The organism is Polycladidibacter stylochi (assembly GCF_001562055.1).
GTDB lineage: Bacteria > Pseudomonadota > Alphaproteobacteria > Rhizobiales > Stappiaceae > Pseudovibrio > Pseudovibrio stylochi.
This window is the reverse complement of sequence record NZ_LLWE01000005.1, coordinates 169,348-194,737: the sequence shown is the minus strand read 5'-3', so window position 1 is coordinate 194,737 and position 25,390 is coordinate 169,348. Positions and strand designations below refer to the sequence as shown.

The 25,390-nt window shown below is 47.7% G+C and carries 21 protein-coding genes; 14 read left to right on the top strand and 7 right to left on the bottom strand.

Translation table 11 applies throughout. The features are described from left to right. The first annotated feature begins 4 nt into the window (after positions 1-4). A complete protein-coding gene (locus tag AYK67_RS00920; protein WP_208976176.1) occupies positions 5-1,297 on the top strand; it encodes a 3-deoxy-D-manno-octulosonic acid transferase in 1,293 nt (430 codons plus the stop codon). Beyond that, positions 1,278-2,303 (top strand): tetraacyldisaccharide 4'-kinase, encoded by a 1,026-nt coding sequence (gene lpxK / locus AYK67_RS00915; protein ID WP_068080951.1) that lies wholly within the window; start codon positions 1,278-1,280, stop codon positions 2,301-2,303. The genes AYK67_RS00920 and lpxK overlap by 20 nt, the downstream gene beginning before the upstream one ends. Positions 2,304-2,381: 78 nt before the next feature. Here lpxK and AYK67_RS00910 read toward each other — a convergent pair whose 3' ends face one another. The 5 genes from AYK67_RS00910 to AYK67_RS00890 form a co-directional block, all read right to left on the bottom strand. Beyond that, positions 2,382-2,603 carry a DUF2093 domain-containing protein gene (locus AYK67_RS00910; protein ID WP_068080947.1) on the bottom strand — a complete coding sequence of 74 codons (222 nt, stop codon included), beginning with the start codon at positions 2,601-2,603 and terminating at the stop codon, positions 2,382-2,384. A 69-nt stretch (positions 2,604-2,672) separates the two neighbouring features. Continuing rightward, entirely contained in the window at positions 2,673-4,139 is a 1,467-nt protein-coding gene (locus AYK67_RS00905) for an MATE family efflux transporter (RefSeq protein ID WP_208976175.1), read from the bottom strand. A 153-nt stretch (positions 4,140-4,292) separates the two neighbouring features. Beyond that, positions 4,293-6,059 (bottom strand): monovalent cation:proton antiporter-2 (CPA2) family protein, encoded by a 1,767-nt coding sequence (locus AYK67_RS00900; protein WP_068080946.1) that lies wholly within the window; start codon positions 6,057-6,059, stop codon positions 4,293-4,295. A 384-nt stretch (positions 6,060-6,443) separates the two neighbouring features. Further along, positions 6,444-7,868: a metalloprotease TldD gene (gene tldD / locus AYK67_RS00895; protein ID WP_068080944.1), complete on the bottom strand. Its 1,425-nt coding sequence runs from the start codon at positions 7,866-7,868 to the stop codon at positions 6,444-6,446. A 215-nt stretch (positions 7,869-8,083) separates the two neighbouring features. Next, positions 8,084-8,566, bottom strand: a complete 483-nt coding sequence (locus tag AYK67_RS00890) for an invasion associated locus B family protein (protein WP_082735558.1) — start codon at positions 8,564-8,566, stop codon at positions 8,084-8,086. Positions 8,567-9,377: 811 nt separating this feature from the next. Here AYK67_RS00890 and coxB point away from each other — a divergent pair. The 7 genes from coxB (at position 9,378) to AYK67_RS00860 (ending at position 16,331) form a co-directional block, all read left to right on the top strand. Further along, positions 9,378-10,337, top strand: a complete 960-nt coding sequence (gene coxB / locus AYK67_RS00885; protein WP_420800589.1) for a cytochrome c oxidase subunit II — start codon at positions 9,378-9,380, stop codon at positions 10,335-10,337. Positions 10,338-10,459: 122 nt separating this feature from the next. After that, positions 10,460-12,052 carry a cytochrome c oxidase subunit I gene (gene ctaD, locus AYK67_RS00880; RefSeq protein ID WP_068080940.1) on the top strand — a complete coding sequence of 531 codons (1,593 nt, stop codon included), beginning with the start codon at positions 10,460-10,462 and terminating at the stop codon, positions 12,050-12,052. 84 nt (positions 12,053-12,136) lie between these two features. After that, positions 12,137-13,084: a heme o synthase gene (locus tag AYK67_RS00875; protein ID WP_068080937.1), complete on the top strand. Its 948-nt coding sequence runs from the start codon at positions 12,137-12,139 to the stop codon at positions 13,082-13,084. 6 nt (positions 13,085-13,090) lie between these two features. Further along, entirely contained in the window at positions 13,091-13,240 is a 150-nt protein-coding gene (locus AYK67_RS17245; protein WP_173645088.1) for a hypothetical protein, read from the top strand. A gap of 35 nt (positions 13,241-13,275) precedes the next feature. Continuing rightward, positions 13,276-13,935 (top strand): cytochrome c oxidase assembly protein, encoded by a 660-nt coding sequence (locus AYK67_RS00870; protein ID WP_068080932.1) that lies wholly within the window; start codon positions 13,276-13,278, stop codon positions 13,933-13,935. Positions 13,936-14,002: 67 nt separating this feature from the next. After that, entirely contained in the window at positions 14,003-14,890 is an 888-nt protein-coding gene (locus AYK67_RS00865; RefSeq protein ID WP_068080931.1) for a cytochrome c oxidase subunit 3, read from the top strand. Positions 14,891-15,281: 391 nt separating this feature from the next. After that, a complete protein-coding gene (locus AYK67_RS00860) occupies positions 15,282-16,331 on the top strand; it encodes an SURF1 family protein (RefSeq protein ID WP_156453003.1) in 1,050 nt (349 codons plus the stop codon). Positions 16,332-16,417: 86 nt separating this feature from the next. Here AYK67_RS00860 and AYK67_RS00855 read toward each other — a convergent pair whose 3' ends face one another. Further along, positions 16,418-16,903 (bottom strand): peroxiredoxin, encoded by a 486-nt coding sequence (locus AYK67_RS00855; RefSeq protein WP_068080927.1) that lies wholly within the window; start codon positions 16,901-16,903, stop codon positions 16,418-16,420. 105 nt (positions 16,904-17,008) lie between these two features. Next, a complete protein-coding gene (locus AYK67_RS00850; RefSeq protein ID WP_162265064.1) occupies positions 17,009-17,887 on the bottom strand; it encodes a protein-disulfide reductase DsbD domain-containing protein in 879 nt (292 codons plus the stop codon). A 211-nt stretch (positions 17,888-18,098) separates the two neighbouring features. Between AYK67_RS00850 and AYK67_RS00845 the strand changes: the two genes are divergently transcribed. From AYK67_RS00845 to AYK67_RS00825, 5 genes are all read left to right on the top strand, one after another. Continuing rightward, entirely contained in the window at positions 18,099-18,695 is a 597-nt protein-coding gene (locus AYK67_RS00845; protein WP_068080921.1) for a YqgE/AlgH family protein, read from the top strand. A gap of 281 nt (positions 18,696-18,976) precedes the next feature. Continuing rightward, positions 18,977-20,383 carry a threonine synthase gene (gene thrC / locus AYK67_RS00840; protein ID WP_068081296.1) on the top strand — a complete coding sequence of 469 codons (1,407 nt, stop codon included), beginning with the start codon at positions 18,977-18,979 and terminating at the stop codon, positions 20,381-20,383. 3 nt (positions 20,384-20,386) lie between these two features. Next, positions 20,387-21,664: a M16 family metallopeptidase gene (locus tag AYK67_RS00835; RefSeq protein WP_068080914.1), complete on the top strand. Its 1,278-nt coding sequence runs from the start codon at positions 20,387-20,389 to the stop codon at positions 21,662-21,664. Positions 21,665-21,761: 97 nt separating this feature from the next. Continuing rightward, complete coding sequence (locus tag AYK67_RS00830; protein WP_244266855.1) at positions 21,762-22,421, top strand: GNAT family N-acetyltransferase; 660 nt, start codon at positions 21,762-21,764, stop codon at positions 22,419-22,421. A 35-nt stretch (positions 22,422-22,456) separates the two neighbouring features. Then, positions 22,457-25,369, top strand: a complete 2,913-nt coding sequence (locus AYK67_RS00825; protein WP_068080912.1) for an EAL domain-containing protein — start codon at positions 22,457-22,459, stop codon at positions 25,367-25,369. Positions 25,370-25,390 lie beyond the last annotated feature (21 nt).

Sequence of the window (25,390 nt, the reverse complement as noted above, 5' to 3'; positions counted from 1 at the left end):
ATCTATGTACCTGCGTTGCTATCAGGCACTTGGCTACATAATGCCGCCGTTTCTACATGCCTTATATAGCTATCGTGTAAGCAAGGGGAAAGAAGACAGTAGCCGTCGAAATGAGCGTTTTGGCTATGCCTCGCAAACCCGCCCACAAGGACCACTTGTTTGGGTTCATGCCGCGAGTGTTGGTGAAACAAATGCTGTTCTCCCCCTTCTTCACCGCCTTGGTGAAATGGGTTATGGAGTATTACTCACCACCGGCACATTGACCTCAAGTCGCGTAGCCGAGCAACGCGCACCCGAGCATGTCATTCACCAGTTTGTACCCTATGATACGCCCGCAGCGCTGGATAGGTTCCTCAATTATTGGCAACCGCAATGCGCCATTACAGTTGAGTCGGAAATATGGCCGCTAACATTTACTAAGTTACGGCAGCGTAAAATTCCCCTTGTTATTGTTAATGCGCGAATGTCGGCGCGCTCTTGCGACAACTGGCTCAAACTACCATCTCTTACCCGCGATATCTTTCAGTCGGTAACGCTGGTACTCGCACAAACAAACGAGGATGCTGCACGTTTTGCGCAACTTGGAGCAAAGCGTACCAAAACAATCGGCAATTTGAAGTACCATAGTAACGAGCTCCATATGGATACGGGAAGCCTTGCGCAGCTGGAGGCGCAAATTGGCAACCGCCCCCTCTGGTTGGCAGCAAGTACGCATCCCAAAGAAGAGCAGGAAATAATCAATGCTCACCAGAAAATCAGAGCCGTTTACCCCGACATACTTACAATAATCGTGCCGCGCCACCCTGAGCGCGGCCAGATGCTATTCAACGAGTTCAAACAACAGCTTCCCTGTGCGCGGCGGGCGCAAGGGGACAAAATAACGGCAACAACACAAGTCTATTTTGCCGATACGCTGGGCGAGCTTGGAGTTTTCTTTTGTCTTTCAAAAATGGTTTTCATGGGTGGGTCACTGGTTGAAATCGGTGGCCATAACCCAATGGAACCCGCGCAAATGGGTTGTGCAGTTATCACCGGGCCGCACATAGAGAACTTCGCACAAGTATACGAAGATTTCGCGCAAAACGCAGCAGTGACAAAGGTTCAAAACAGCGACCAGCTGGCCAGTTCTGTCATGCGCTTTCTTCAGCACCCTGAACAAATACAAGAGCAAAGCAACAATGCAAAAGCAGTTGTGACCCAAGGGAGGGGCGGACTGCAACAAGTTGTGCTAGAATTGGAAAACCTGTTGGGCTTTGTTAGGGCAAAGGGAGAGGCTGATGTTCAAAAAAGCCCCTGACTTTTGGTGGAGGACATGGCCTTCGTTAACTGCTGTCCTGCTATTTCCATTTTCTTTATTTTATGGGCTCATTTCCGGGCTGCGTATGTTTAAAGCACCAAGAGCCTCTGCTTTTATCCCCGTTATATGCGTTGGTAACTTTACAGTTGGTGGGACCGGAAAGACGCCATTCTCGCTGATGTTATGGGAACATTTGCACAAAATGGGCCATAACCCAGCTTTTCTACTACGCGGTTATGGCGGCCGTTTGAAAGGCCCTGTAGAAGTGGATGTAAAGCGCCATCGATATACTGATGTGGGTGACGAAGCGCTACTCTTGGCCCGAAAAGCCATGACGATTGTAAGCGCAGACCGACCCAAGGGTGCTAAACTGGCAGAGCAGCTAGGGGCAACGATCATTATCATGGATGATGGCTTTCAAAACCCGTCCCTTAAAAAAGACCTCTCAATTATTCTCGTGGATTCCGAAACCGCCATAGGCAATGGACTGTGCACACCAGCCGGTCCGTTGCGGGCACCGATGTGGGCCCAAATGGCCAAAGCTGATCTCGTTATTTCTGTTGGTGGGGCGAAGCGCTCTGCAGCTGTCATCAATCGGGCGAAAGCAAAAAATATAGCAACAGATCAAGCACATATCGCACCAATGTTTACAAGTGGTATTGATGGTGAAGATGTGCTGGCTTTCGCAGGTATTGGCCGACCGCAAAAGTTCTTCAATTCGGTAGAAGAGGCGGGTGCAACAATTAAACAGCGCATCGAGTTCCCCGACCATCACCCCTTTTCAACGGAAGAGGCGGAGGCTTTGTACCTTGCAGCCCTTGAGCACGATTTACTGCCAGTCACGACATCTAAAGATTTTGTACGCTTAAAACACAACGAAGACACCATGATTTCAAAACTGACGGCTAAAACTGCAGTTCTAGAAATTGAAATGAAAATGGATGATGGGAAAGCGTTAGCCGATGCCATCGACCTGTTGCCCAATCAGCTCTATAGCAATAAATAAGTGGCGAAATACAAAAGGGCGGCACATGGGCCGCCGCTTTGGTTCTAGGAGCGCAAGTTAAGCAGATGCGGTTTGCTCTTAAGGTGTTTGGCCACATTCTTGATAGCGCTTGAAGGCTGCATCCGTATCAATATAAGCTTCTTGGCGCGAGACACTCCAGTATTTGAGGTCGTCAAGCGGTATGTTTTGGCCCGTTACTGCACAACGTACAAAGCTGCCAGGAGATTCGACTTGAAAGTCGGCATCCAGATAAAGCAGTTTTGCCTCCTGTGGTAATTGGGGTTTATTAAAACGATTCATTGTGCCACCTAGCATACAAAAGAGATATGTTGAGCCTACATAAAGGCAGAACCAGCAAAAGGCCAGTCCTTATCCTGCACTAGCCCCTTTCCCTGATGTGAATGCAGAAAGTGCCATGCGCCAATACCCTTGTTTTGGGGGTGGTGGTAAGTCTCCGCTTGAGTCCTTGGCTTCAATCCATGAAATTGTTTTGCGGCATACAAACAGTGCCAACAACCCAAATATAATACCGCCAATAGCTTGACCAGCCAATACGCCCTCAGCGCCGTAAAGCCGCGCACCAATAATTGTAAACGGAATGGTTCCAAGCGTTGCCCGCGCCCAGTTAAACGCTGTGGAATAGAGCGGGTATCCAAGATTGTTGAAGGCTGCATTGGAGACAAAAAGCGCGGCGTTGAAAATAAACCCGGCTGCAGCAAAACTACAAAAGAAGCTGAGTAGATCGTAAGCTTGGCCATGAGCATTAAAAGCGTTTGCCAATACGTCTTGCAGTAAAAACAAACCAGTCCAGGCAACTAGAGAATAAGCCATAATGAACTTGATGGCGTCGGAAAGTACCATATTCAAACGCTTAAACAAACGTGCGCCAAGGTTTTGCCCCAAAATTGGTCCTATAGCACCGGAAAGTGCGAAAAGCGCAGCAAAAGCAACGGGTGTAACCCGGCCCACAATCGCCCAGCCTGCAACCGCTTCATTGCCAAAGGAAGCAATTTCGGAAGTAACCCATGCATTGCCAACAGGAGTTGCCACATTGGTCAAAACTGCAGGTAAGGCAATGCGCATGAGCGCTTGAATATCGCTCGAAACATTTCGTTTCTGAGGCCATGCGAGCAAACCATGCTTATAAATAACCAGATAAAGCCCTAGACTCACCATTATGCAGCGCGAGATTATTGAGACGATCGCCGCCCCTGTTAAGCCCAAATCAAACACAAAAATAAATATAGGGTCGAGCAGGGCAGTGGTAATACCGGCTAATAAGGTCAAGGTCATGGCCTGCTTCGCATCCCCAACAGCTCTAAGCAGGGCAGAAAGGCTCATACCAAGACAAAGAAGCGGCATGCTGGGAATCACAATGCGCAAGAAATCGACACTGTATTGTGCTGTTGTACCCCGAGCGCCCAATAGAGCAACAATAGCAGGTAGGTACGGATAAATAATAGCGGCAATGACAAGTGCTATGACCACCGTTGATAACAGTGCACTCCCGGCCATTGAGCGGGCACTTTCTGTTTTTCCTGCTCCCAAAAGGCGCGAGACATTCGCACTGGCGGCAATGGAGAGCCCAATCCCGATAGCGGTACTAAAAAACAAAATCGTGCCAGCATAACCAATGGCCGCGGCCAGCTCATTAATGCCCAGTTGCGAGATGTAAAAGAGGTTGGCGAAATCAACCAGAAAAATAGCAACCAGGCCGATTGATCCAGTTGAAGTCATGGTTACAACGTGACGCATGGTCGATCCGGTTGTAAACTTGGCCTTCTTATCTACTTTTTCAGCTTTACTGGTGTTCGACTGAGACGTCTTTTGGGGCATATAACCAATGTCTTTCTAGTGAAACTTGCTTATGCATATGAAGAGAAAAGCGTAAAGTCTAGTAAATAAAGCCCTCACATTAGTTTACCCTCACGCAGGTTCGCATGAGTTGCAGCACATAGCTTGCGTATCTATCTTGGCAAAGAGTAGGAGCTAGTCTTCACTTTCGCCACGAGGTGTCTGCATATGCAAGTAATCAGCCCCCGCCAAGTCACCGCCGGTTAACTGCTTTTCTAGTCTTTTATCATCACGTTGGCGAACATCTGCCTCGACCTGTTCAATACGGTCCGTGGGAAGCCCCAGTTGCTCAAGTGCTTTTCGACCAAACACAATGGAAGATTCAAAAGTTTCGCGGATTTGATAGTCAACCCCCATGCGTGTCAGTTCTAAAGCATGCGCACGATCGGTAGCACGGCAGAACAACGGCACATTGGGAAAGGAATCACGAATAAGCGCAATTGCCTGTTTCATAACCTGATCGTTTTCGATGCACAAAGCAATGAGACTGGCGTTTTCTCCGCCTGCGGCTTTGAGCACATCAGGCCGAGTGGCATCTCCATAATATACCCGGATGCCGTATTTGCGGGCGTAAGAAATCCGCTCCGGCTGGTTATCAAGAGCCGTGACTGCAATGCCCTCTGACGTAAGCATTTGCGAAACCATCATCCCAAAACGCCCATAACCAATGACCAGTACCGATGCTGTAGCATCATCGAAACTTTCAATGCGTGAGGATTTTGTTCCAACTCTTTTAAGTTTGGAAGCGGCAAAATCGAGCAGAAAGCTGGCAAATGGTGTGAACAGCATACTCAAAATGACCACAGCAGTAAGGATACTAGAGGTATCGCCTGTTAAAATTCCTGTAGAAACCGCAGAGGAAAACAGCACAAATGCAAACTCTCCCCCTTGGGGTAAAGTAACAGCAATTCGTAGGGCATCAGAGTTGGGTGAACCGAACAGACGCGCCAATACCCAAATCACCACGCCTTTAAGTAGCATGAGCACAAGAACGCCAAACAACACCAGTTGCCAGTTATTCGCCACAACATCTAATTGTAGTGCCATACCAACGCCCATGAAGAACAGGCCCATGAGCAAGGTACGAAATGGGTTGATGTCTGCTTCAAGGGAATGGCGAAAACTGCTTTCGGCCAACATGACGCCTGATAGGAATGCGCCCAAGGCCATGGAAAGGCCCACCATTTGCATAACGCTGGCGCTACCCAAGGCAACAAGCAGGGCTGCGGCCAACATAATTTCTTTTGCTTTGCTACGTGCGAGCAACTGAAAAAACGGATTGAGCAAGTAGCGCCCGCTGAGCAAAACAAAAGCCACCGCAGCCACAGTAATGCTGACAATAAAGAGTATGTCGTTACCGTTTGTCTCGCTTTGGCGTGGTGCCAGCAAAGCGACCATTGCCAACAGCGGAACAATAGCCATGTCTTGTAGAAGTAAAATGCCAAAAGCTTTTTGACCATACGGCGTACTGAAGTGCCCGCGTTCCTGTAGTATTTGCAGTGCAAATGCTGTTGAAGATAAAGCAAGCCCGAATCCGGTAACCAGAGCGACGTTTAAACTTGCGCCTGCCAAAAGAGTACAGCCCACCAGCAGGCATCCGGAAATAATGACTTGGCTGCTGCCAAGGCCGAAAATATCTCGTTTCATTTTCCAAAGGCGTGCAGGTTCCAATTCAAGACCGATAACAAACAACAACAAGACCACGCCCAGCTCTGCCACATGTAAAATATCGTGGGGGTCATGAAAGAGTTTGAAGCCGAAAGGACCAAGTGCAATGCCGGCAATTAAAAAGCCGATAACAGAGCCTAGCCCGAGGCGCTTGGCCACCGGCACCGCAATAACTGAGGCGCTTAATAGTGCTAGGGTCTCGGCCAGATAACTGGGCAAATTGGGCTCACTCATTAATTATTCCATTATGTATCGTTTAAACAGCAAAAGTTTATACAAAGCATGTATTGGCGCTATAATTAACATAGCCGTCTGTAAAGCAAAACTACTTATGCGTTTAAAGCCGTTTGAGCTTTGAATAATGTCGGAGCAATTCATTTTTATGTCAGTGTATGACAGCACAGGCGCGTTCATTATATAAAAACACTCCTGCCTTAAACTGTGGGCAAGCTTGAACCGCGAAAAGATATAAAGTGAAGTAATGCGCTTCGTGTCACTTAAGTGAAGCTTTGCTCTCAATTGGCCGGACTTTCACACCCATGATTAAGTAGAAGCCTGAAATTGGCTTAGTCAGTTTGGGTGAGATCAAAATCCGGCCGAAAGCCACGCCTGGGTATTTTAAGCGGCTGTGCCGCCAACAGTCATGGCATTAATACGCAATGATGGTTGCCCCACACCAACAGGAACACCTTGCCCTTGCTTGCCGCAGGTCCCAACCCCCGGATCAAGAGCTTCATCATTACCAATCATAGAAATACGTGTCAGTGCATCTGGGCCGTTACCGATGAGCATTGCTCCTTTAAGAGGTGCGCTCACCTTTCCCCCTTCGATTTTATAGGCCTCGGTACAGTTGAACACAAATTTTCCTGAGGTTGTATCCACTTGACCGCCACCAAACGAAACAGCGTAAACACCGTCTTGAACACTTTCGATGATTTCTTGCGGGTCTTTGTCTCCACCCAACATAACGGTGTTGGTCATACGTGGAATCGGCTCATGGGCATAGGACTCGCGTCGTCCGTTACCAGTACTCAAAGTCCCCATAAGACGGGCATTTTGCCGATCTTGCATAAACCCTACAAGTTTTCCGTCTTCTATAAGTGTGGTGCGCTGTGTGGGCGTGCCTTCATCGTCAAAGTTTAATGAGCCGCGCCGTTGGTCAAGCGTGCCATCATCGACAATGGTCACCCCCTCAGCGGCGATTTTCTCACCCATGAGTTCAGCAAATGCTGAGGTTTTTATGCGAATGGCATCGCCTTCAAGGCCATGACCAATGGCTTCGTGCAGCAAAATACCGTTCCAGCCGTTACCAAGTACAACATCGAATGTACCTGCAGGAGCTGGGATAGCGTCAAGGTTTACAAGAGCTTGGCGTACTGCTTCATCGGCAGCATGTTTCCATGATGTCGTGGCAATGAATTTACTAAAGCCTTCACGCCCGCCCATACCATAGCTACCGGTTTCCTGTTTGTCTCCAGAGCCAACAACAACAGAAACACCAATACGCACTAGCGGGCGAATATCACGAATGTGGTGCCCGCAAGCACGCAAAATCTCTATTTTTTGCCAACTTCCGGAAATGGAAACTGTAACTTGCTTTACACGCGGGTCTTTAGCGCGAGTATAAGCATCAATTTGCTTTAGCAGTTCAACTTTCTCGGCAAAGTCAGGGCTAGTTAGAGGGTTCTCATTGCTATATAGTTTGTGGTTATCACTTGCAGGAGCAACACATAACTGGCCACTATGCCCAAGTTTAACCGACGAAACCGCGTCAGCAGCTCGCTTTAATGCGGCGAGTGATAACTCGCCAGACTGGGCATAACCTGTTGCTTCACCACAAACGCTACGCAAGCCAAAACCTTGTCCACTATTGTAGGATGAGGAGCGTAACTTACCATTGTCAAAAACCAGAGCTTCAGATTGGCTGTACTCAACAAAAAGCTCACCGTCGTCGGCCCCGGATAGCGCATTTGCGGTTACTTCTAAAGCTTCGTCTAGGCTGAGTTCACCTGAATCAAGTAGGCTCTCGGGCAAGCTGGACATCCATTATCTCCTCGAAAAACATATGCGTTCACTTGTGGCTAATTTTCCTACGAATATCAAGCAACACCACGACCTAAGAGCATAAGAAAGAGACGGTTGTGTGTAGTAATAGCTGTTTATGCGCATGATAATGAACGCAAGTAATAAAAAAGGGCCGCCCCTGCGACCCTTAACGTTTAATCATGACGACTGATTATAATGTGAACTGCAAACTCTTAGGGTAGGCTCTCGTAACCCTTAGAGAAACCACTAAGTGAAATCGGTATGCCGATACCTTCTTCAGGTGTTTGGAAAATGATAAAGGTAGCACTTTCACCTTTTTTAAACTGGTCAAGCAATGGTTGTTGTAACATTACTTCTGCCACACAGCCATTTGGCAAACAGCGAATAAACGGTGCGCTGCCAATTTCTTTTGAATCAATAAATAATCCGAGTTGTGATGGCAGTAAAACCCCAAGCGGAGCGAGGACGCGTAAAATCGTTCCCTGTTTATCAGCTGTTTTCAAAACAATTACCGAAAGACCGACATTCTCGCGATCTTCTGCCGAAACATTCTGGATTAAGGCGCATTGCTCGGATTGTGCACCCGGCGGCGTATCACAGCGCATTTGCCAGTCGTGAAAGGCGTTTTTAAGCTCACCTTGAGCGTAAACGCTTGGCGCGGTTAGCAGGCATGGCAATAAAGCGGCAAAGCCCATAACCAGTTGGCGAAAACTGAGGCTCAAGTGTTTCAAAACGCGCCCTCCGTAAGAGTGGTAAAAAGAAATTCAACTCGAATCCTATCAACCGAAAACTCTTAAAATGCAATATGCCGTGAAAATAAAATCTTAAAAAATTGCACCAGCACACAGATTGCCAATTTGAGGGCTGCCACGCAGTATCATGGCTCTGGTTTATGACCTGATTGTTTATGTGACAAAATCAAAAGTGCTTTTCAAATTCCGACATATATTGAATTCGCGCGAAGCAAACAAAGCTACAGGTTATCTCCCCTATAATCTCGGGAATCCACAAAATCTTGGGACGTTGCTTAAGCCATAGCTTGGCTATCTTGTAAATGCACAGCTTACGATTCTTGTAATCGCCAAATCAAGAAAACTACAACCGTGTGTTGAAAGGTCTTTGCCTCAATACAACAGCATTAGTTGCAAAAAACTATCTGTAATGTAGAGAATAAATATTATGAGAGTTTCTTGTTGGAATTTGTTTGTATTTACGACCTTCGTATCAATTGTTTGAATAAACCTACGAAAATCAGCTGGTCAATAATACCTTAAGCGCACTGCCTAAGACCAAAAAACTATGGTCATATGGAGTGATAATTGATTTTAATCAAAATAAGGTGCGGCGAATTGTCGCTTTTTATAAGTATAACTGCGCATGTGCGCTATGTGTGCTAATATATCGCAGGACTGGGAGAGACGGGCAATAAGAGCTCTAATAGGTAGCTGTATAAGTTATGCGGCGTATATCACGAGCCAGTGCCCACTAGCTGAGGGAGCTCAACGAGTGACCACATTTGATATTTGGGTACAGCAAAAGTTGAATAGCCTAAAATCGCGAAAACGGTTTCTAGCATACGGTTTTGCCGCACTGCCTACGGGTACGGCTTTTGCCAGCCAGCCAACACCTGGCGCTCTGGGCATGCAGGCCGCAGCCACAACGGTTATGGATGATATACGCTGGTTTAATGATTTCACGCTGATCATTGTATCAGCCATTACACTTTTTGTGGCCGGATTACTTCTTTATTGCATTTTTCGTTATAACCGCCGAACCAACAAAAGCCCAAAGCGCTTTTCACATAATACCTTATTGGAGGTAGTGTGGACTGTTGTGCCAGTATTGATACTTGTTGTCCTAGCCGTTCCATCATTTCGGCTTCTCTACAAAGAGTTGGACATTCCAGAATATGACCTCACGGTGAAAGCAACGGGGCACTCATGGTACTGGAGCTACGAGTATCCGCAGCAAGGTCTTGAAGAAATCGCGCTTGATAGCAGCATGCTGGAGGATGAGGACCGCGAAGCCTTGAAGCAGGAAAAAGGGCTGAGCGATGAGCAGCTGCCCCGTTTGCTGGCAACCGACTACAATCTGGTGGTTCCGGTGGATACCACGGTAAGGGTGCAAGTTACCGCTTCAGATGTCATCCACTCATTTGCTGTCCCGTCTTTTGGTATCAAAGTCGATGCAGTGCCGGGCCGTTTGAATGAAACTTGGTTCCATGCACGTGAGACAGGCATGTACTACGGCCAATGTTCGGAGCTTTGCGGCAGCCGTCATGCTTATATGCCCATCGCTGTTCAGGTTGTTTCCAAAGAGCAATTCGCCGCGTGGTCGCAAGCGGCCATTAACGATGTTGATGAGGCGAACGATCTGCTGGCATCGATGATTGCACATAAGAGCACCAACACAGCGCCAACGCAGCAAGTCACAAATGAAAACCTAGCAATTGCCACAGCGCAATAGCTCAAGGCAGCAGCTTTAGCAGGCAGACGTGGCCTTTGAAGCGAGTGGGCGCAATCAAGCACACAACCAAGAGCTAGGGCAGGACGACGTGAAAGCTGCGGTGAAATGAGGGAGCAAGTTTTATGTTACAGGTCAATACGCACGCTCATGACAGGCCAAAGGGCTGGGTGCGTTGGGTGAACTCCACCAATCATAAAGATATCGGAATTTTATATCTCATATTCGCAATTATGGCAGGTATTGTCGGCGGTGCGTTGTCGGTGGCCATGCGCATGGAGCTGCAAGACCCCGGCATGCAATATTTTGCCGACGCACATATGTTCAACGTGTTCACCACGGCACATGCTTTAATCATGATCTTCTTCATGGTGATGCCGGCTCTTATTGGCGGCTTTGCCAACTACTTTATTCCCATAATGATCGGCGCGCCGGATATGGCATTCCCGCGCCTGAATAACATCTCCTTTTGGTTACTGCCGCCAGCGTTTATTTTGTTGTTGCTCTCGCTATTCGTTCCGGGGCCTTCAGGGGGGTATGGCGTTGGTGGTGGCTGGACTATTTACCCCCCACTATCCACCTCGGGTCAACCGGGACCGGCCATGGACTTTGCCATTCTCTCACTACATATTGCTGGTGCCTCCTCCATTCTCGGGGCCATCAACTTCATTACCACCATTTTGAACATGCGTGCGCCCGGCATGAGCTTGCATAAAATGCCATTGTTTGCATGGTCTGTATTGGTTACGGCCTTCTTGTTGTTATTGTCTCTGCCGGTATTGGCAGGCGCGATTACCATGCTACTGACAGATCGCAATTTCGGTACCACATTCTTTGACCCTGCAGGCGGTGGTGACCCTATCTTGTTCCAGCACTTGTTCTGGTTCTTTGGTCATCCTGAGGTCTACATCCTTATTCTGCCGGCTTTCGGCATCATTTCGCATATTATTTCCACCTTCTCACGCAAACCGGTATTTGGCTATATTGGCATGGCCTATGCCATGGTGGCCATTGGTGTCGTTGGCTTCGTGGTTTGGGCGCACCATATGTTCACCGTGGGGCTTTCGGTCGATACCCAAGCCTATTTCCTATTCGCTACCATGGTCATTGCAGTGCCCACAGGAATTAAAGTGTTCTCATGGATCGCCACCATGTGGGGTGGCTCCATCAGCTTTAACACGCCAATGGTTTGGGCTGTTGGATTTATATTACTATTCACCATTGGCGGGGTTACAGGTGTACAATTGGCCAACGCTGGGCTGGATCGCTCGATGCACGACACCTATTATGTGGTGGCCCATTTCCACTATGTACTCTCGTTAGGTGCAGTCTTTGCCATTTTTGCGGCATGGTACTACTGGTTCCCGAAAATAAGCGGCTATATGTATTCCGAGGCCATCGGCAAATTGCATTTTGCAGTTATGTTCATTGGCGTGAATCTTGTGTTCTTCCCCCAGCACTTTTTGGGGTTGAATGGCATGCCGCGCCGTATCGCCGATTACCCCGATGCCTTCCACTGGTGGAACTATGTCTCTTCAATGGGCTCATACCTTTCGGGGTTTGCCGTTTTAATCTTCCTATGGGGAGTGGTGGATGCGTTTGTGCGCAAACGCCCTGCAACAGATAACCCGTGGGGCGAGGGGGCCGAGACACTGGAATGGACTTTGTCATCTCCGCCGCCTTTCCATCAGTTCGAAACACTGCCCGAAATTAAATAGCGACACAATGCGAGCGTGCCGCCCTAGTGGCACGCTGCAAGTAAAAAAGGTCAAGATATCAAGAGTAATTAAGGGAGTAGATAAATGCAGGCACCCAAGGCGTATCCGCAAGTCGCATTAGCAGGGCAAAATCAAGCCGAGCAAACCGTTAGCTATGCCGAGGCTTCAGACTTTATAGCCCTGCTAAAGCCGCGGGTGATGTCTTTGGTGGTTTTCACTGCGCTTGTCGCCATTGTGCTGGCTCCCTCAAATATGCCTTGGGGGTTACAGGCAATCTCCCTTATGTGCATCGCCATTGGCGCAGGGGCATCTGGGGCACTGAATATGTGGTGGGATGCGGATATCGATGCACTTATGACCCGCACCCAAAACCGACCTATTCCTGCAGGGCGGGTAAGCAAACAAGAAGCGCTGGCCTTTGGCCTTTCTTTATCCGTCGGTTCTGTACTGGTGTTGGGATTGGTCGCCAATTGGACTGCCGCATTCCTGCTGGCATTTACCATCTTCTTTTATGTGGCAATTTACAGCATCTGGTTAAAGCGCCGTACACCGCAAAATATTGTTATTGGCGGGGCCGCCGGTGCATTGCCGCCCGTTGTGGGGTGGGCGGCAGTCACCGGTGTGGTTTCACTCGAAAGCACGCTGCTTTTCCTGATCATTTTTGCATGGACACCGCCACACTTCTGGGCGCTGGCTCTATTTAAAAACAAAGATTATCAACGTGCCAAAGTTCCCATGTTGCCTGTTGTGGCGGGTGTACCCAATACCTGTATGCAGATTGTTGTCTATGCCGTAGTGTTATGGCCCATTGGCATGGCGCCGTTCTGGGCCGGGTTTGCCTCACCTCTTTATGGCTTATTGGCATTTGTCTTAGGCGGCATCTTCGCCTTTAAAACCTTGCAGCTATACAATGCCCGTCACCAAAGCACCATGACAACAAGGGCTGTTTCAGTATTCCGTTTTTCGCTGATCTACCTATCCGCCCTGTTCGCAAGCCTGTTGCTTATGGCTCTGACTAACCTAGGAGTTTAGCCCGTGATGACAAATAAACTATCTATGGAGAAACACAAAAAGGCACAAAAAAGCCGCTCGCTAGCCATCGGCTTGAGCCTTGCTGCACTGGTCATTCTTTTCTACCTGATCACAGTTTTGAAGATTGGCCATAATGTCTTTTTGAGTGGGCAGTAGCCGCTGTAGGCTTACAGGAGGAACCGGTTTTACGCATGACAATATCGCCAAACTGCCCGCAACAAAAACAGGAAACGGCAACGGCAATGCAAGCGCGCAATAACAAAGTCGCGCTGGTATGCTTGGGTTTTTGTGTTGTTATGGTGGCAATGGCTTATGCGGCAGTGCCGTTATATCGGCTGTTTTGCCAAGTCACTGGCTTTGGCGGCACACCGCAGCAAGTTGATATGCAAGCAACCCAGATAGGTGAGCGTATTATAACGGTGCGTTTTGATGCCAATACCGCTGGCGGGCTGCCTTGGCAATTCAAGCCGGAACTGCGCACTATCAATGTGAAGCTGGGGCAGATGGTCGAGGTCAACTATCTTGCGCACAATCAGGCTGAAAATACCACAACCGGCACCTCAACGTTCAACGTCTTTCCAAATGAGATGGGCGCGTACTTTAACAAGATCGATTGTTTTTGCTTTACCGAACAGCCATTACAAGCAGGTGAAACCTTGAAAATGCCTCTGCTGTTTTACATCGATCCGGAAATGGACAAGGACGAAACTCTGGACAAGCTGAAAGAGGTAACGCTCTCGTATACTTTCTTTCCTGTGAGTGCTCAGCAAACTAAAAAGAAACAAGACGCAACAGCAATGCAAGTTGAACAACCCGAACGCCAACCAAATCAAAATGCCAAGAGCTTATAGAAGTGAGAATTCAACCTGACACCGCGAGACAAAAATAGGGAGCAGCGGTCAGCCAAATGGAGAGATAATGGCACAGGCATCACATAAAAATCACGATTATCATATTATTGACCCAAGCCCTTGGCCGTTTCTGGCTTCAATCGGCACATTTATTCTTGCTCTCGGTGCCATAGCGCTCATGCGCTATCAAGCGGGTGAAGAGTTGATCTTCTATTTTCTCACGGATGCACAAGGCGAACGTATTCCGGCTCTAAACCTTACAGGCTGGGGGCTGTTTGTAATTGGGTTTCTTGTGGTGCTTTACACAATGTTTGCTTGGTGGCGTGATACCATTAAAGAATCTATTGAGGGACATCATACACCCGTTGTTTCGCTCCACCTGCGCTATGGTATGATCCTGTTTATTGCCAGTGAGGTAATGTTCTTCGTGGCATGGTTTTGGGCGTACTTCGATGCCTCGTTGTTCGTCAATGAAGCGGCCCAGTTTGATCGTGTCGATGTAACCGGTGGCGTTTGGCCGCCGAAAGGTATCGAGACTTTTGACCCTTGGCACTTGCCGCTGATCAATACATTGATCCTCTTGTTATCGGGTACCACAGTAACATGGGCACATCACGCACTGATCCATAACGACAGGGATGGGTTGAAGTTGGGCTTGGCCTCTACTGTGGTCTTAGGCGTGTTGTTTTCAATTTTACAAGGCTACGAATATGCCCACGCAGCTTTTGGGATGAGTGATAATATCTATGGTGCAACTTTCTATATGGCCACAGGCTTCCATGGCTTCCATGTAATTGTTGGTACAATTTTCTTGGCGGTATGTTTGTTACGCGCCAGTGCAGGCCAGTTCACTCCACAAAAGCATTTTGGTTTTGAGGCTGCAGCATGGTATTGGCACTTTGTTGATGTAGTTTGGCTCTTTCTATTTGCGGCCATTTATGTTTGGGGTGGTTAGTCATAAACCTATGGTTGTGGGTGTCCTGAATAAAACATCCACAACTTGTAGTACATTTAAATTTATTAGATATTTTCGTACAATAAAGCCAATTTAAAACCGTTTTTAGCCAAATTAGCTCTTCTATAATGTAATATTTGTCAATGTTTTTCATTAATATTATCGCGAAAAACAATTATTTCACAATGAAAGCTGTAGAGATTTCAGCTACGCGTCAGGCTCTTGACGTTATTATTGTTACTAGGAACCCTTACGTAGTTTGAAAAGTTGTCATGATTTTCATGACAGCTAAGCTTTACCACAAGTGTTGACACCATATCTAACTCGACTAATTATCAAAAAACTCACCTTAGGTCAGTTGAAAATTCAAGCTCAGAAAGGAGGCAAGCCAGTGATTGAATCCCATATGGATAACGATACGACATGGGCGGTTGCACCTACTGAGAAGAAGATCAAAAAGAAGAGTATGCCACCATCCTCAAATAAACCGCCAGAGCCAGATAACGAAAAAAAAGATATCGGTTTTATACGCAAATATCTTTGGCTTCATATCTCGACTGTGATTGCTTTTGCCCTGTTAATATCTTTAGGCAGTTGGCAAATGAAGCGATTGTCTTGGAAAGAAAACCTGATTGAATTAGCCAAGTATCGCGTCTCATCTTCACCGGTTTTTGCGCCAGGGCCGGAAGATTGGGGCACTATTGAAATGGCAGAAGTCAATTACCTCCCTGTTCAAGTGACCGGTCAGTTTCTACTAGGTGAATTATATTACTATGAAAATTTGAGTAATCCGCGTGGGATGCAAGGTGGGCAAGGTTTTTTTGTTTACGCGCCATTTATAACCAATCAAGGTTGGGCTGTTTTGGTCAATCGTGGATTTGTGCCCATGGACCAGAAAAACTTAAGCTCGCGGCTTACGTCATTACCCATTCGCGGCGAGGTAACCATAAACGGTTTAATACGCCGCCCGGAAACGCCTTCTTTTTTCTCTGCTGATGCTGATCTGGAAAAGAAAGAGTGGTTTGTGCGCGAGCCATTGAAAATGGCTGAAGCGCTTGGGTTGGACCGGGAAACGACAGCTCCTTATACAATTGACGCAACTGATAACACTGCTCAGGCGGGCTCTCTGCCACAGGCTGGGGAAACACGGTTGAGCTTTACCAACAATCACCTGTCCTATGCGTTAACATGGTTTGGCTTGGCAGTGACATTGCTGGCTGTTTATGGTGCGCTACTAGTGCGCCTTAGAAAAGAGTTTTACGCGAATAGAGATAAGCTATCGCCTGAAGATGAGCAGGATCTGTTTTTCCAAGAAGAAGAAGCAGCAAGAAAAGCCGCAATAGAGAGAAAAAAGGCCAATGTTAATCCAAGACGTGCTATCCCCAATGCCATGCTAAACCCACGTGGAAATAACAAAGCGCCGCCTCGTAAACCAAGATAGCTTTAATCTACTTTATCAAGACAATAGCTAAAAGCCTAAAGCAGTTTCTCTACTGTGTTTATAGAGTGTACTGCTTTAGTTTTGCTTTATAGAGCCTCCAAAATGGCCTCAGCTGTTGAGCTCTCAGCAACACCGGGCGAAGCCTCGATTTTCAAAGCTGAAATTACGCCGTCCTTGGCGATAAGGGCATATCGTTGCGAACGCAACCCCATTCCAAAGCCCGAGCCGTCCAACTCCAGCCCCATAGCCTTGGCAAAATCACCATTACCATCAGCTAGAAAGGTTAGTTTTCCAAGTCCATCTGTATCCTTGGCCCAAGCACCCATGACAAATGCGTCATTGACAGCAACCACTGCGATTTCATCGACACCTTTGGCTTTGAGCGCCTCGTAGTTATGAAGATAACCAGGCAAGTGATTTAAATGGCAAGTTGGTGTGAAAGCGCCAGGAACCGCAAATAGTACAACGGTTTTGCCAGCAAAGATTTCCTTTGTGGAAACCTCTTTGGGGCCCTCATTGGTAACAGCCATTAGCTGTACATCAGGAATATGTGCGCCAATTTCAATACTCATCATTTCCTCCTCAAAATGCGAGTTCTTTCGCATTCACAATAACGCAGAGATATTACAAGCCTAAATCACTTTCGAGTAAAAATAATTTCGTCATAGTGAAAGCCATCACTTACTTTGAGAGGCATCTAACGGTATTGTGTAGTTTGCTTGGTAACTATGCTTACCATTCACAAGAGTAAACAGTACACGACCATCTTTTAAGCCGTTGGCATTAACTCTAAAACGGGCTGTGTTGGCAGTCGTTTCAATGAGTTTTGGAATGCCATGATATGCAGATGGACCACCGTCAATAAATAACTGCAAATGACGAGCTATATTGGATGCGCCGCTTGTTCGCTCAAGCGCAAAAGTGAAATCCCAATGGGTTTGTCCATCGACTTCAACTTTCTTGGCAGATTTTAAAAACGCATCTCCGCGCGCCATGGGGGTTGGAACTTGCAAGAGTGCTTGTGCAATAATCTTTTTCCACTCACTTGATCGGTTGTCAACTCTAGGAATCACGAGTGAAAGGGAGACGTGTTCGGGAATACATATATGCTTACATACTCCAAATTCAATTGAAGCATCGAGCACTGCCGGTCGTTTGGGGTTTTGACGCAGCCAACTAATAGGCAAAATTACCTTTTTCTTATAAATTAGCGACTGGGTCAGGCCGTCATTATAAATTTGCGGGGGAGGATATTGCAGGTGATAATCCTTTAGGTTCGTTGAGGCAGAGAAATCAACAGTTGTTGGCAAGCCCGTTTCGCCGGGATAACGCCAATAAATATGCCAGCCGTCTTCAAGTCGAAACTCAAGGGCTCCAACAGCCTTTTGTGCCGGATTTGCTGTATCGTCGCGCAACAAGCGCACTGCGCCACCTTCAAAAATCACCCATTCACTATTGTAGTTGGAAGCCGAGGCAGGCGCGAACATCAGTAAGCTAAGAGCAATGCTCAAATATAATAAGTTTCGAGCTCGAAACTGAGACTTCTTTAGGATCATTGCTTTACTCTTGCCGTTAGCCCACATCGCATTGTGCTTGTTTCTTGTTAAAGAACATAAAACAGACAGGCTGCAATGTATTGTGTTCATGCTATGGTGTTTTCTAACAGTGGTTTATCACAGATTGAGTCACCTCATACCGCTTGTGATATGAATAATTGATAAACCTATTCTCGAATGCTTGAGTAAAACAAAATCAAGAGGTCATTGTATGCAGGAAGGCGACAACAACCAGTACATGGAAGGTCAATACCTTATTGCAATGCCTTCAATGGACGATGGCAGATTTGCCCATTCTGTTGTTTATGTTTGTGCCCACTCAGAGGAAGGGGCAATGGGAATTATCCTCAACCAGCCGGTTGATAATATCAATTTTTCCGAATTGCTAAAACAATTGAATATTCTACCAGAAGGCGATGAGTACGAGTTACCGCCCGACCTTCGCAATATGAAGGTGTATCAAGGTGGACCGGTCGATACAGGGCGAGGTTTCGTGCTGCATTCCGATGATTTCTTCTTGGAAGGGTTTAGTCTACCCATCGAAAATGGCATCTGCTTAACAGCTACACTTGAAATACTTCGTGCTTTGGCTGAAGGGCGCGGACCGAGTAGAGCATTGTTAGCATTGGGTTATGCTGGCTGGGCACCCGGACAGCTGGAGAGTGAGATTCAAGCTAACGGCTGGTTAACTTGTGCTGCTGATCCCTCACTGGTTTTTGAGGTGCAAGACCATGATAAATGGGGGCGTGCCCTACAAATAATGGGTATCGAACCAGGTATGCTTTCCTCTGATGCCGGACACGCATGACAAGCTTTAGCCACAACTGGCGGTTAACTTGCGTCCAAGAAACAATCCGATTTTGCAAAAATGCTAATGTTTTCATCAAGAAAACAGTGCAATTTTAGGCTAACTCTGTTATTTCAAGACCCTCTTGGTCATCAGAGCAAGCCTGAGAGTGCCGCTGCATCATCTTTGCAAAAAACTTCTCGGGCTTTATGAGGTCTTTGTTTGAGTTTTCCCCACTGGCTAGAATGGTCAACGGGCAGAAGTGTTTGTGACACTGAATTGTATTTGAGAAAGGTTTGGCAGTGAAGTATGTAAGCACGCGCGCAGAAGCACCAGAGTTGGATTTTGCTCAGGTAATGCTCACAGGCTTGGCGCGAGATGGGGGGCTTTATGTGCCCAAAACATGGCCTCAGCTGACCAAACAGCAGATTGCGGATTTTTCAGGCAAAACTTATGCGCAAATAGCTTATGAAGTCATAAGCCCGTATGTTGGCGATTCAATCAGCAAAGCTGACCTAAAAGATATGATTGAGGCCGCCTACGACAGTTTTGCACATAAAGCGGTAACGCCATTGGTTCAAACCGATGCCAACACGTTTATTTTAGAGTTGTTTCATGGCCCGACACTGGCATTTAAAGACGTTGCCATGCAATTGTTGGGTCGCATGATGGACCATGTACTCACACAAAACGATGAGCGGGCAACCATTGTGGGGGCAACATCGGGTGATACTGGTGGAGCCGCGATTGAAGCATTCCGTGGTCGTGAACGAACAGATGTTTATATCCTCTTTCCAGAAGGCTGCGTCTCGCCTGTACAGCAGCGCCAGATGACCACTGCCAAAGAAGATAATATACATGCATTAGCCGTGAAGGGTAATTTTGATGATTGCCAGGGCATTTTGAAAGACCTGTTCAACAACGGGGTGTTTCGCGAAAAAGTATCACTTTCTGGTGTGAATTCGATCAACTGGGCTCGTGTGGTCGCGCAGGTGGTCTACTATTTTGTTGCCGGTGCTGCCCTTGGTGCACCGCACCGCGAAATCTCCTTCACTGTACCAACAGGCAATTTTGGCGATATTTTTGCAGGATATGTGGCCTACAAAATGGGGCTACCTATTAAGCAACTGGTGATCGCGACGAATGTGAATGATATTTTGGCCCGTACCATAGAAACAGGCCGCTATGAAACCAGTACAGTAATACCGACAACAGCGCCGTCCATGGATATTCAGGTTTCGTCTAACTTCGAGCGGTTATTGTTTGAAGCAAACGGACGTAATGGTGAAGAGGTCAAGCGGCAAATGGCGAGTTTAAAGCAGTCAGGTGCTTTCACGCTTTCACAAAATACATTAGATGAAATCAAGAAGTTATTTGCTGCCGGTCGCGCATCGGAAGAGCAAACGAAAGCGACGATTAAACAAACTCTTGACGATTCTGGTTACCTGATGGACCCACACACGGCGATTGCCGCACATGTGGCCAAAAGCTTTACCACAGCTGAAACGCCAATGGTTGTACTCTCAACAGCACATCCGGCAAAGTTCCCGCAAGCTGTTGCTAAGGCCAGTGGTATGACACCAGGCTTGCCACCGCACCTCTCGGATTTAATGGAACGTGAGGAAAAATTCACTGTTGTACCTGCGGAGTTGGAGGCAATAGAGCAGCACGTTGTAAAAACTGCCCGCGCCGTTGCAACAGGGGTCTAATGAATGACAACACGTGTAACGCGCTTAGATAACGGCATGACTATTGTCACCGATAACATGCCTCATTTAAAAACCGCTGCTTTGGGTGTTTGGGTTGGTGCAGGTTCTCAGTCCGAAAAAGCCTCCGAAAATGGGTTGACCCATCTGCTCGAGCATATGGCTTTTAAGGGGACAAAGAAAAGAAGTGCGCTACAAATCGCCGAGGAAGTGGAAGCCGTTGGCGGTGAAATGAATGCGTCGACAAGCGTGGAACACACAAACTACTACCTCCGCCTGATGGCGGAGGATGTCCCCTTAGGGCTGGATATTCTGGCAGATATTTTGCAAGAATCCATATTTGATCCAGATGAACTCGAGCGGGAAAAGCACGTTATCTTGCAAGAAATTGGTGCAGCGGAAGATACACCCGAAGATGTTGCTTTCGATTTGCTATTGGAAACCGCTTGGCCAGATCAGTCAATCGGTCGGCCCATCCTCGGTACGCCGCAACGTGTAAAAGGCTTTGAGCCGAAAGATATCCGAAACTATATGGATAGGCGCTATTCGGCTCAAGGTATGGTTTTGTCAGCATCAGGGGCCGTATCCCACGATGAGATTGTATCTAAAGCGCAGCAGTTATTTACAAAACTTTCGCAAACAAAACCAACCGCTGTTCCTGAAATCACCTATCACGGCGGAAGCAAGTTTTTAGAAAAAGATCTGCAAGAAGTACAGGTAATCTTGGGCTTTGAGGGCATTTCGTATGCCGACCAGGATTATTATGCCGTCCAGATATTGGCCTCTATTCTTGGAGGGGGTATGTCATCGCGACTATTTCAAAAAGTGCGCGAACAAAGGGGCCTTTGCTATTCAATCTACGCTTTTCACTGGGCATTCACAGGTGGTGGGCTATTTGCCATCCATGCAGCAACAGGACCGCAAGATACCGAAGAATTAATGCCGGTTATTGTTGATGAGCTTGTGAATGTTACCCGCACCATAACAAATGCAGAAGTCCAACGGGCAAAGGCACAAATAAAGGCAAGTCTACTGATTGCTTTGGAAAGCCCTGCAGCGCGGGCAGGTCAAATTGCACGGCAATTAATGATTTATGACCGCGTTGTGTGTGTCGATGAGCTGACACAAAGGGTAGACGCCGTATCACTAGAACAGGTGCAAAAAGTTGCGCAAAGGGTATTCTTGAGCAAAAAGCCGACAATGGTAAGCGTTGGGCCCAAATCGCCTATGTTATCGCTTTCACAAGTTGAGAGTCGTATTAAAGAGGCGCGTATTTTGAGCTAAAAAGGTCAGCTAGGGGCAAACTAAACAGAGCTTACTTAACATCCAACGAAAAGCGAGAGTAATACTGGGTCGTTAACAGAAGGGGCTGGTGGCATTGGTGGTTTTAAACAGAGCAGCAATTCACCCTTATCAACTTACGGGAAAAGGGGTGCTATTACGGGCACCACAACCGAAGGACTACGAGAAGTGGTCAAATCTGCGCGAAATCAGCAGGGATTTTTTACAACCCTGGGAACCCACGTGGCCCGTTGATGACTTATCTAGGGTTGGCTTTAAACGGCGTTACAAGCAGTTACTGCAAGAGTATCGTCAAGGACAATCCTATCCCTTCTATATTTTTGAAGGCATTGGACAAAAGCTCTTGGGCGGTATCACTTTAACCAACGTACGCCACGGGGTGTGCAAATCCGGCTGCCTTGGCTACTGGATGGGTAAGCCTTACGCTGGGAAAGGATATATGAAAAAGGCGGTTGAACGCATAATATCCTTTGCTTTTGAGGAATTACACTTGCACCGCGTTGAGGCCAATTGTATTCCAACCAACGAAGTCTCTATTGGTTTGCTAGAAAGAGTCGGCTTTGAGCGCGAGGGTTACGCGCGCAGTTTCCTCTTTATCAATGGCCAATGGCAAGACCATGTACTTTTGGCAAAAATAGCCGAAGAAACGAATTTTTCACGCTCGCTTCGAAACCGCACAGGTCGGGCCGGGCAACAGAATAAAATACCTGAGCCCGTTTCGGCAAAAGCACCCTTTTAAGGCTGTGCAAGCCAGGGACAAAGAAAGAGCCGTTTATGCAGGAGACAACCTTGCCCAAGCGATACTTGCAGCGTTTACCCCAATTTGTAGCTTTGTTCCTGCTATTTTTTATTTCATATTCCTTTCTTGCTAAAGCATGGGCACTAGAGGCGATCGTCGCCCCCAAAGATATTGATGCGGTTGATATGACCGCAGTCGTTGATTTCTATCCTCAGGCCGGTGACAGCCTGCAAGTTTCAACAGCTCCGGATGTGAACGGTATTGTCAGACGCATTGAAGTGCGTTCCACCGATGGAAAGGCAAAGTCATGGGGTGTTTTTGCCCTATCGAACCCGAGTAATGAGCAAATAGACCGCCTATTGGTTGCGCCATACTACAAAATGTCAGGCTCCGGTGTCTTCAATCCCGACCTTGGAGCGCGGCGGATACTGTCAATTACACCAAGTCTCGGTGTCCCGCCAATCCGCGAGCGCTCAACCGCGGCCGATGTTTTTCGCATTACACTAGAGCCGGGTGCAGTGGTAACTTTCGTCGCCGAATTACAAAGCTCCACCTTGCCAGAATTGCGCTTATGGAAGCCGGAAGCCTATAAGGATAATATTAACGCCTACTCGTTGTTCCATGGAATTGTATTAGGCATAGCCGGGCTTCTTTGCCTGTTCTTGACCATCTTGTTCGTGGTGAAAGGAACCGTACTTTTTCCCGCAACCGCCAGCATGGCGTGGTCGGTACTTCTGTACCTTTGCATTGATTTCGGTTTCTGGAATCTGATTTTCGGGCGTACGTTAGGCGATGAGCAGCTTTTCCGTGCTGTAGCGGAAATATCGCTAACAACATCACTCATTTTGTTTTTATACGCCTACTTGAACTTAAGCCGATGGCAAATCCGGCCAACACACCTGTTGCTTACTGTGGTTTGCTTTGTATCCTCACTTGTCGTTGTCGCACTATGGGATCCCGCACTCGCTGCTGGCTTTTCTCGCATTATCTTGGCACTCACAATATTGGTGGGTTTCACACTTATAATTTATTTAGCCATTCAAGGCTTCGAGCGGGCGATAATGCTTGTGCCCACTTGGTTCTTGCTTATCGTCTGGATTTTCGCCGCGTGGATGGCCACCAAAGGCTCACTGGTGAATGAGTTGGTTCAGCCTGCGCTTGCCGGTGGCATTGTACTAATCGTGTTGCTCATCAGCTTCACGGTAATTCAGCACGCTTTTGCTGCAAACTCATTCTCGAGCGGTGCGGTGCCAGAAGTAGAACGCCGCTCGCTGGCTATGGTTGGTTCCGGTGATATATTGTGGGACTGGGATACAGAGCGCGACCGCATTCTTACCAGTGATGTTTTGGAAGAAGTCCTTGGTCTCAAAACCGGCAGCCTGCAAGGCTCTGCCCGGGATTGGTTAGAGTATCTACATACGCAAGATAAGGATATCTTTCGTGCAACGCTTGATGCCGTGATCGACCACCGTCGGGGCCGTGTAAACCAGGTTTTTCGTTTGCGTGGTGAAGATGGCCACTATCGTTGGTTCTTGTTGCGCGCCCGCCCGCTATTGGGGGGCGATGGCGAGGTCATACGCTGTGTCGGAACACTGTTGGATATCACCTCACAAAAAAATGCCGAGGAGCGGTTGATGCACGATGCTGTGCACGACAATCTCACGGGGTTGCCGAACCGCGAATTGTTTATGGACCGCTTGAATGCAACTATCACCCGCACGCGGGCCGAAAATTCCGGCAGCTTCTCAATCATCCTGTTGGATTTGGACCGCTTCAAGCAGGTTAACGACAGTGTTGGGCAAACCGCAGGCGATTCCATGTTGCTCACTGCGGCAAGAAGACTGTCCCGCTTGTTAAAGCCACAAGACTCGCTCTCGCGTTTGAGCGCAGACGTCTTTGCTGTGCTGCTGGTGTCAGAAACCGAGGCAAATCAGGTTGCCGCCTTTGCTGACGAAATGCGCAAGGCTGTACGTATGCCGGTGAAATTTGGTGAGCAAGAAATTTTCCTTACCGCGTCTATTGGTGCCGCATTATCCGACGATAAGGTAGAAAAAGCCTCTGCAATTATCAGAGATGCGGAAATCGCGCTTAATCACGCCAAGCGTTTGGGTGGAGATAGGGTTGAGGTGTTCCGTCCTACCTTGCGTCACTTAGTGGGCAATTCTCTGGCCATTGATGGCGAGTTGCGCAGCGCACTGGAAAAGAACGAATTGCAAGTATATTTCCAACCAATTGTGCGTTTGTCCGATAAAACAGTAGCTGGTTTTGAGGCGCTAGCCCGTTGGCAGCACCCCACACGTGGGCTTATACCTGCGGCCGAATTTATTCCGGTGGCCGAGCAGAACGGTTTGATAAACGAAATCGGCTTACTAGTGCTGAACAAGGGGGCTCAACAACTCTCGCAATGGCAGCGCGAATACCGCCAAGCCATGCCGTTGTTTATGTCAATCAACATTTCATCACGCCAATTGCTGCGTCATGATTTGATTTCAGATGTTAAAGCGGTGCTATCACGTGCTGCACTGACACCGGGATCGCTAAAGCTGGAACTGACAGAATCACTCATCATGCAAAACCCCGAATTCTCGGTGCAAGTACTTGAGCGCTTGAAAGGTTTAGGCGCGGGCTTGTCGTTGGATGATTTTGGCACCGGTTATTCGTCGCTGAGCTATTTGCAACGCTTCCAGTTCGATACCTTGAAGATTGACCGCACCTTTGTGCAATCTCGCACCAACGCATCGCGCTCTGTTATTTTGCATTCCATCGTTAAATTGGGGCACGACCTAGGTATGGAAATAGTTGCAGAAGGTGCCGAGACCGATGCGGACTCACTTGAGCTGTATCAGCTTGGTTGTGAATATGCCCAAGGCTATACTTTTGGTCAGCCCATGAGCGCGCTTGATGCCACCAAGCTGCTTAAAGACCAAGCGGCCCACTCAAGCCGTTAAGCCGTTTGTAACTTTCATATG

Excerpts from the sequence above, each read along its gene's own strand:
- AYK67_RS00920 (WP_208976176.1), top strand. The coding sequence starts at position 5 with ATGTACCTGCGTTGCTATCAGGCACTTGGCTACATAATGCCGCCGTTT.
- lpxK (WP_068080951.1), top strand. The coding sequence starts at position 1,278 with ATGTTCAAAAAAGCCCCTGACTTTTGGTGGAGGACATGGCCTTCGTTA.
- AYK67_RS00910 (WP_068080947.1), bottom strand. The coding sequence starts at position 2,603 with ATGAATCGTTTTAATAAACCCCAATTACCACAGGAGGCAAAACTGCTT.
- AYK67_RS00905 (WP_208976175.1), bottom strand. The coding sequence starts at position 4,139 with ATGCCCCAAAAGACGTCTCAGTCGAACACCAGTAAAGCTGAAAAAGTA.
- AYK67_RS00900 (WP_068080946.1), bottom strand. The coding sequence starts at position 6,059 with ATGAGTGAGCCCAATTTGCCCAGTTATCTGGCCGAGACCCTAGCACTA.
- tldD (WP_068080944.1), bottom strand. The coding sequence starts at position 7,868 with ATGTCCAGCTTGCCCGAGAGCCTACTTGATTCAGGTGAACTCAGCCTA.
- AYK67_RS00890 (WP_082735558.1), bottom strand. The coding sequence starts at position 8,566 with ATGGGCTTTGCCGCTTTATTGCCATGCCTGCTAACCGCGCCAAGCGTT.
- ctaD (WP_068080940.1), top strand. The coding sequence starts at position 10,460 with ATGTTACAGGTCAATACGCACGCTCATGACAGGCCAAAGGGCTGGGTG.
- AYK67_RS00875 (WP_068080937.1), top strand. The coding sequence starts at position 12,137 with ATGCAGGCACCCAAGGCGTATCCGCAAGTCGCATTAGCAGGGCAAAAT.
- AYK67_RS17245 (WP_173645088.1), top strand. The coding sequence starts at position 13,091 with ATGACAAATAAACTATCTATGGAGAAACACAAAAAGGCACAAAAAAGC.
- AYK67_RS00870 (WP_068080932.1), top strand. The coding sequence starts at position 13,276 with ATGACAATATCGCCAAACTGCCCGCAACAAAAACAGGAAACGGCAACG.
- AYK67_RS00865 (WP_068080931.1), top strand. The coding sequence starts at position 14,003 with ATGGCACAGGCATCACATAAAAATCACGATTATCATATTATTGACCCA.
- AYK67_RS00855 (WP_068080927.1), bottom strand. The coding sequence starts at position 16,903 with ATGAGTATTGAAATTGGCGCACATATTCCTGATGTACAGCTAATGGCT.
- AYK67_RS00850 (WP_162265064.1), bottom strand. The coding sequence starts at position 17,887 with ATGATCCTAAAGAAGTCTCAGTTTCGAGCTCGAAACTTATTATATTTG.
- AYK67_RS00845 (WP_068080921.1), top strand. The coding sequence starts at position 18,099 with ATGCAGGAAGGCGACAACAACCAGTACATGGAAGGTCAATACCTTATT.
- AYK67_RS00835 (WP_068080914.1), top strand. The coding sequence starts at position 20,387 with ATGACAACACGTGTAACGCGCTTAGATAACGGCATGACTATTGTCACC.
- AYK67_RS00825 (WP_068080912.1), top strand. The coding sequence starts at position 22,457 with ATGCAGGAGACAACCTTGCCCAAGCGATACTTGCAGCGTTTACCCCAA.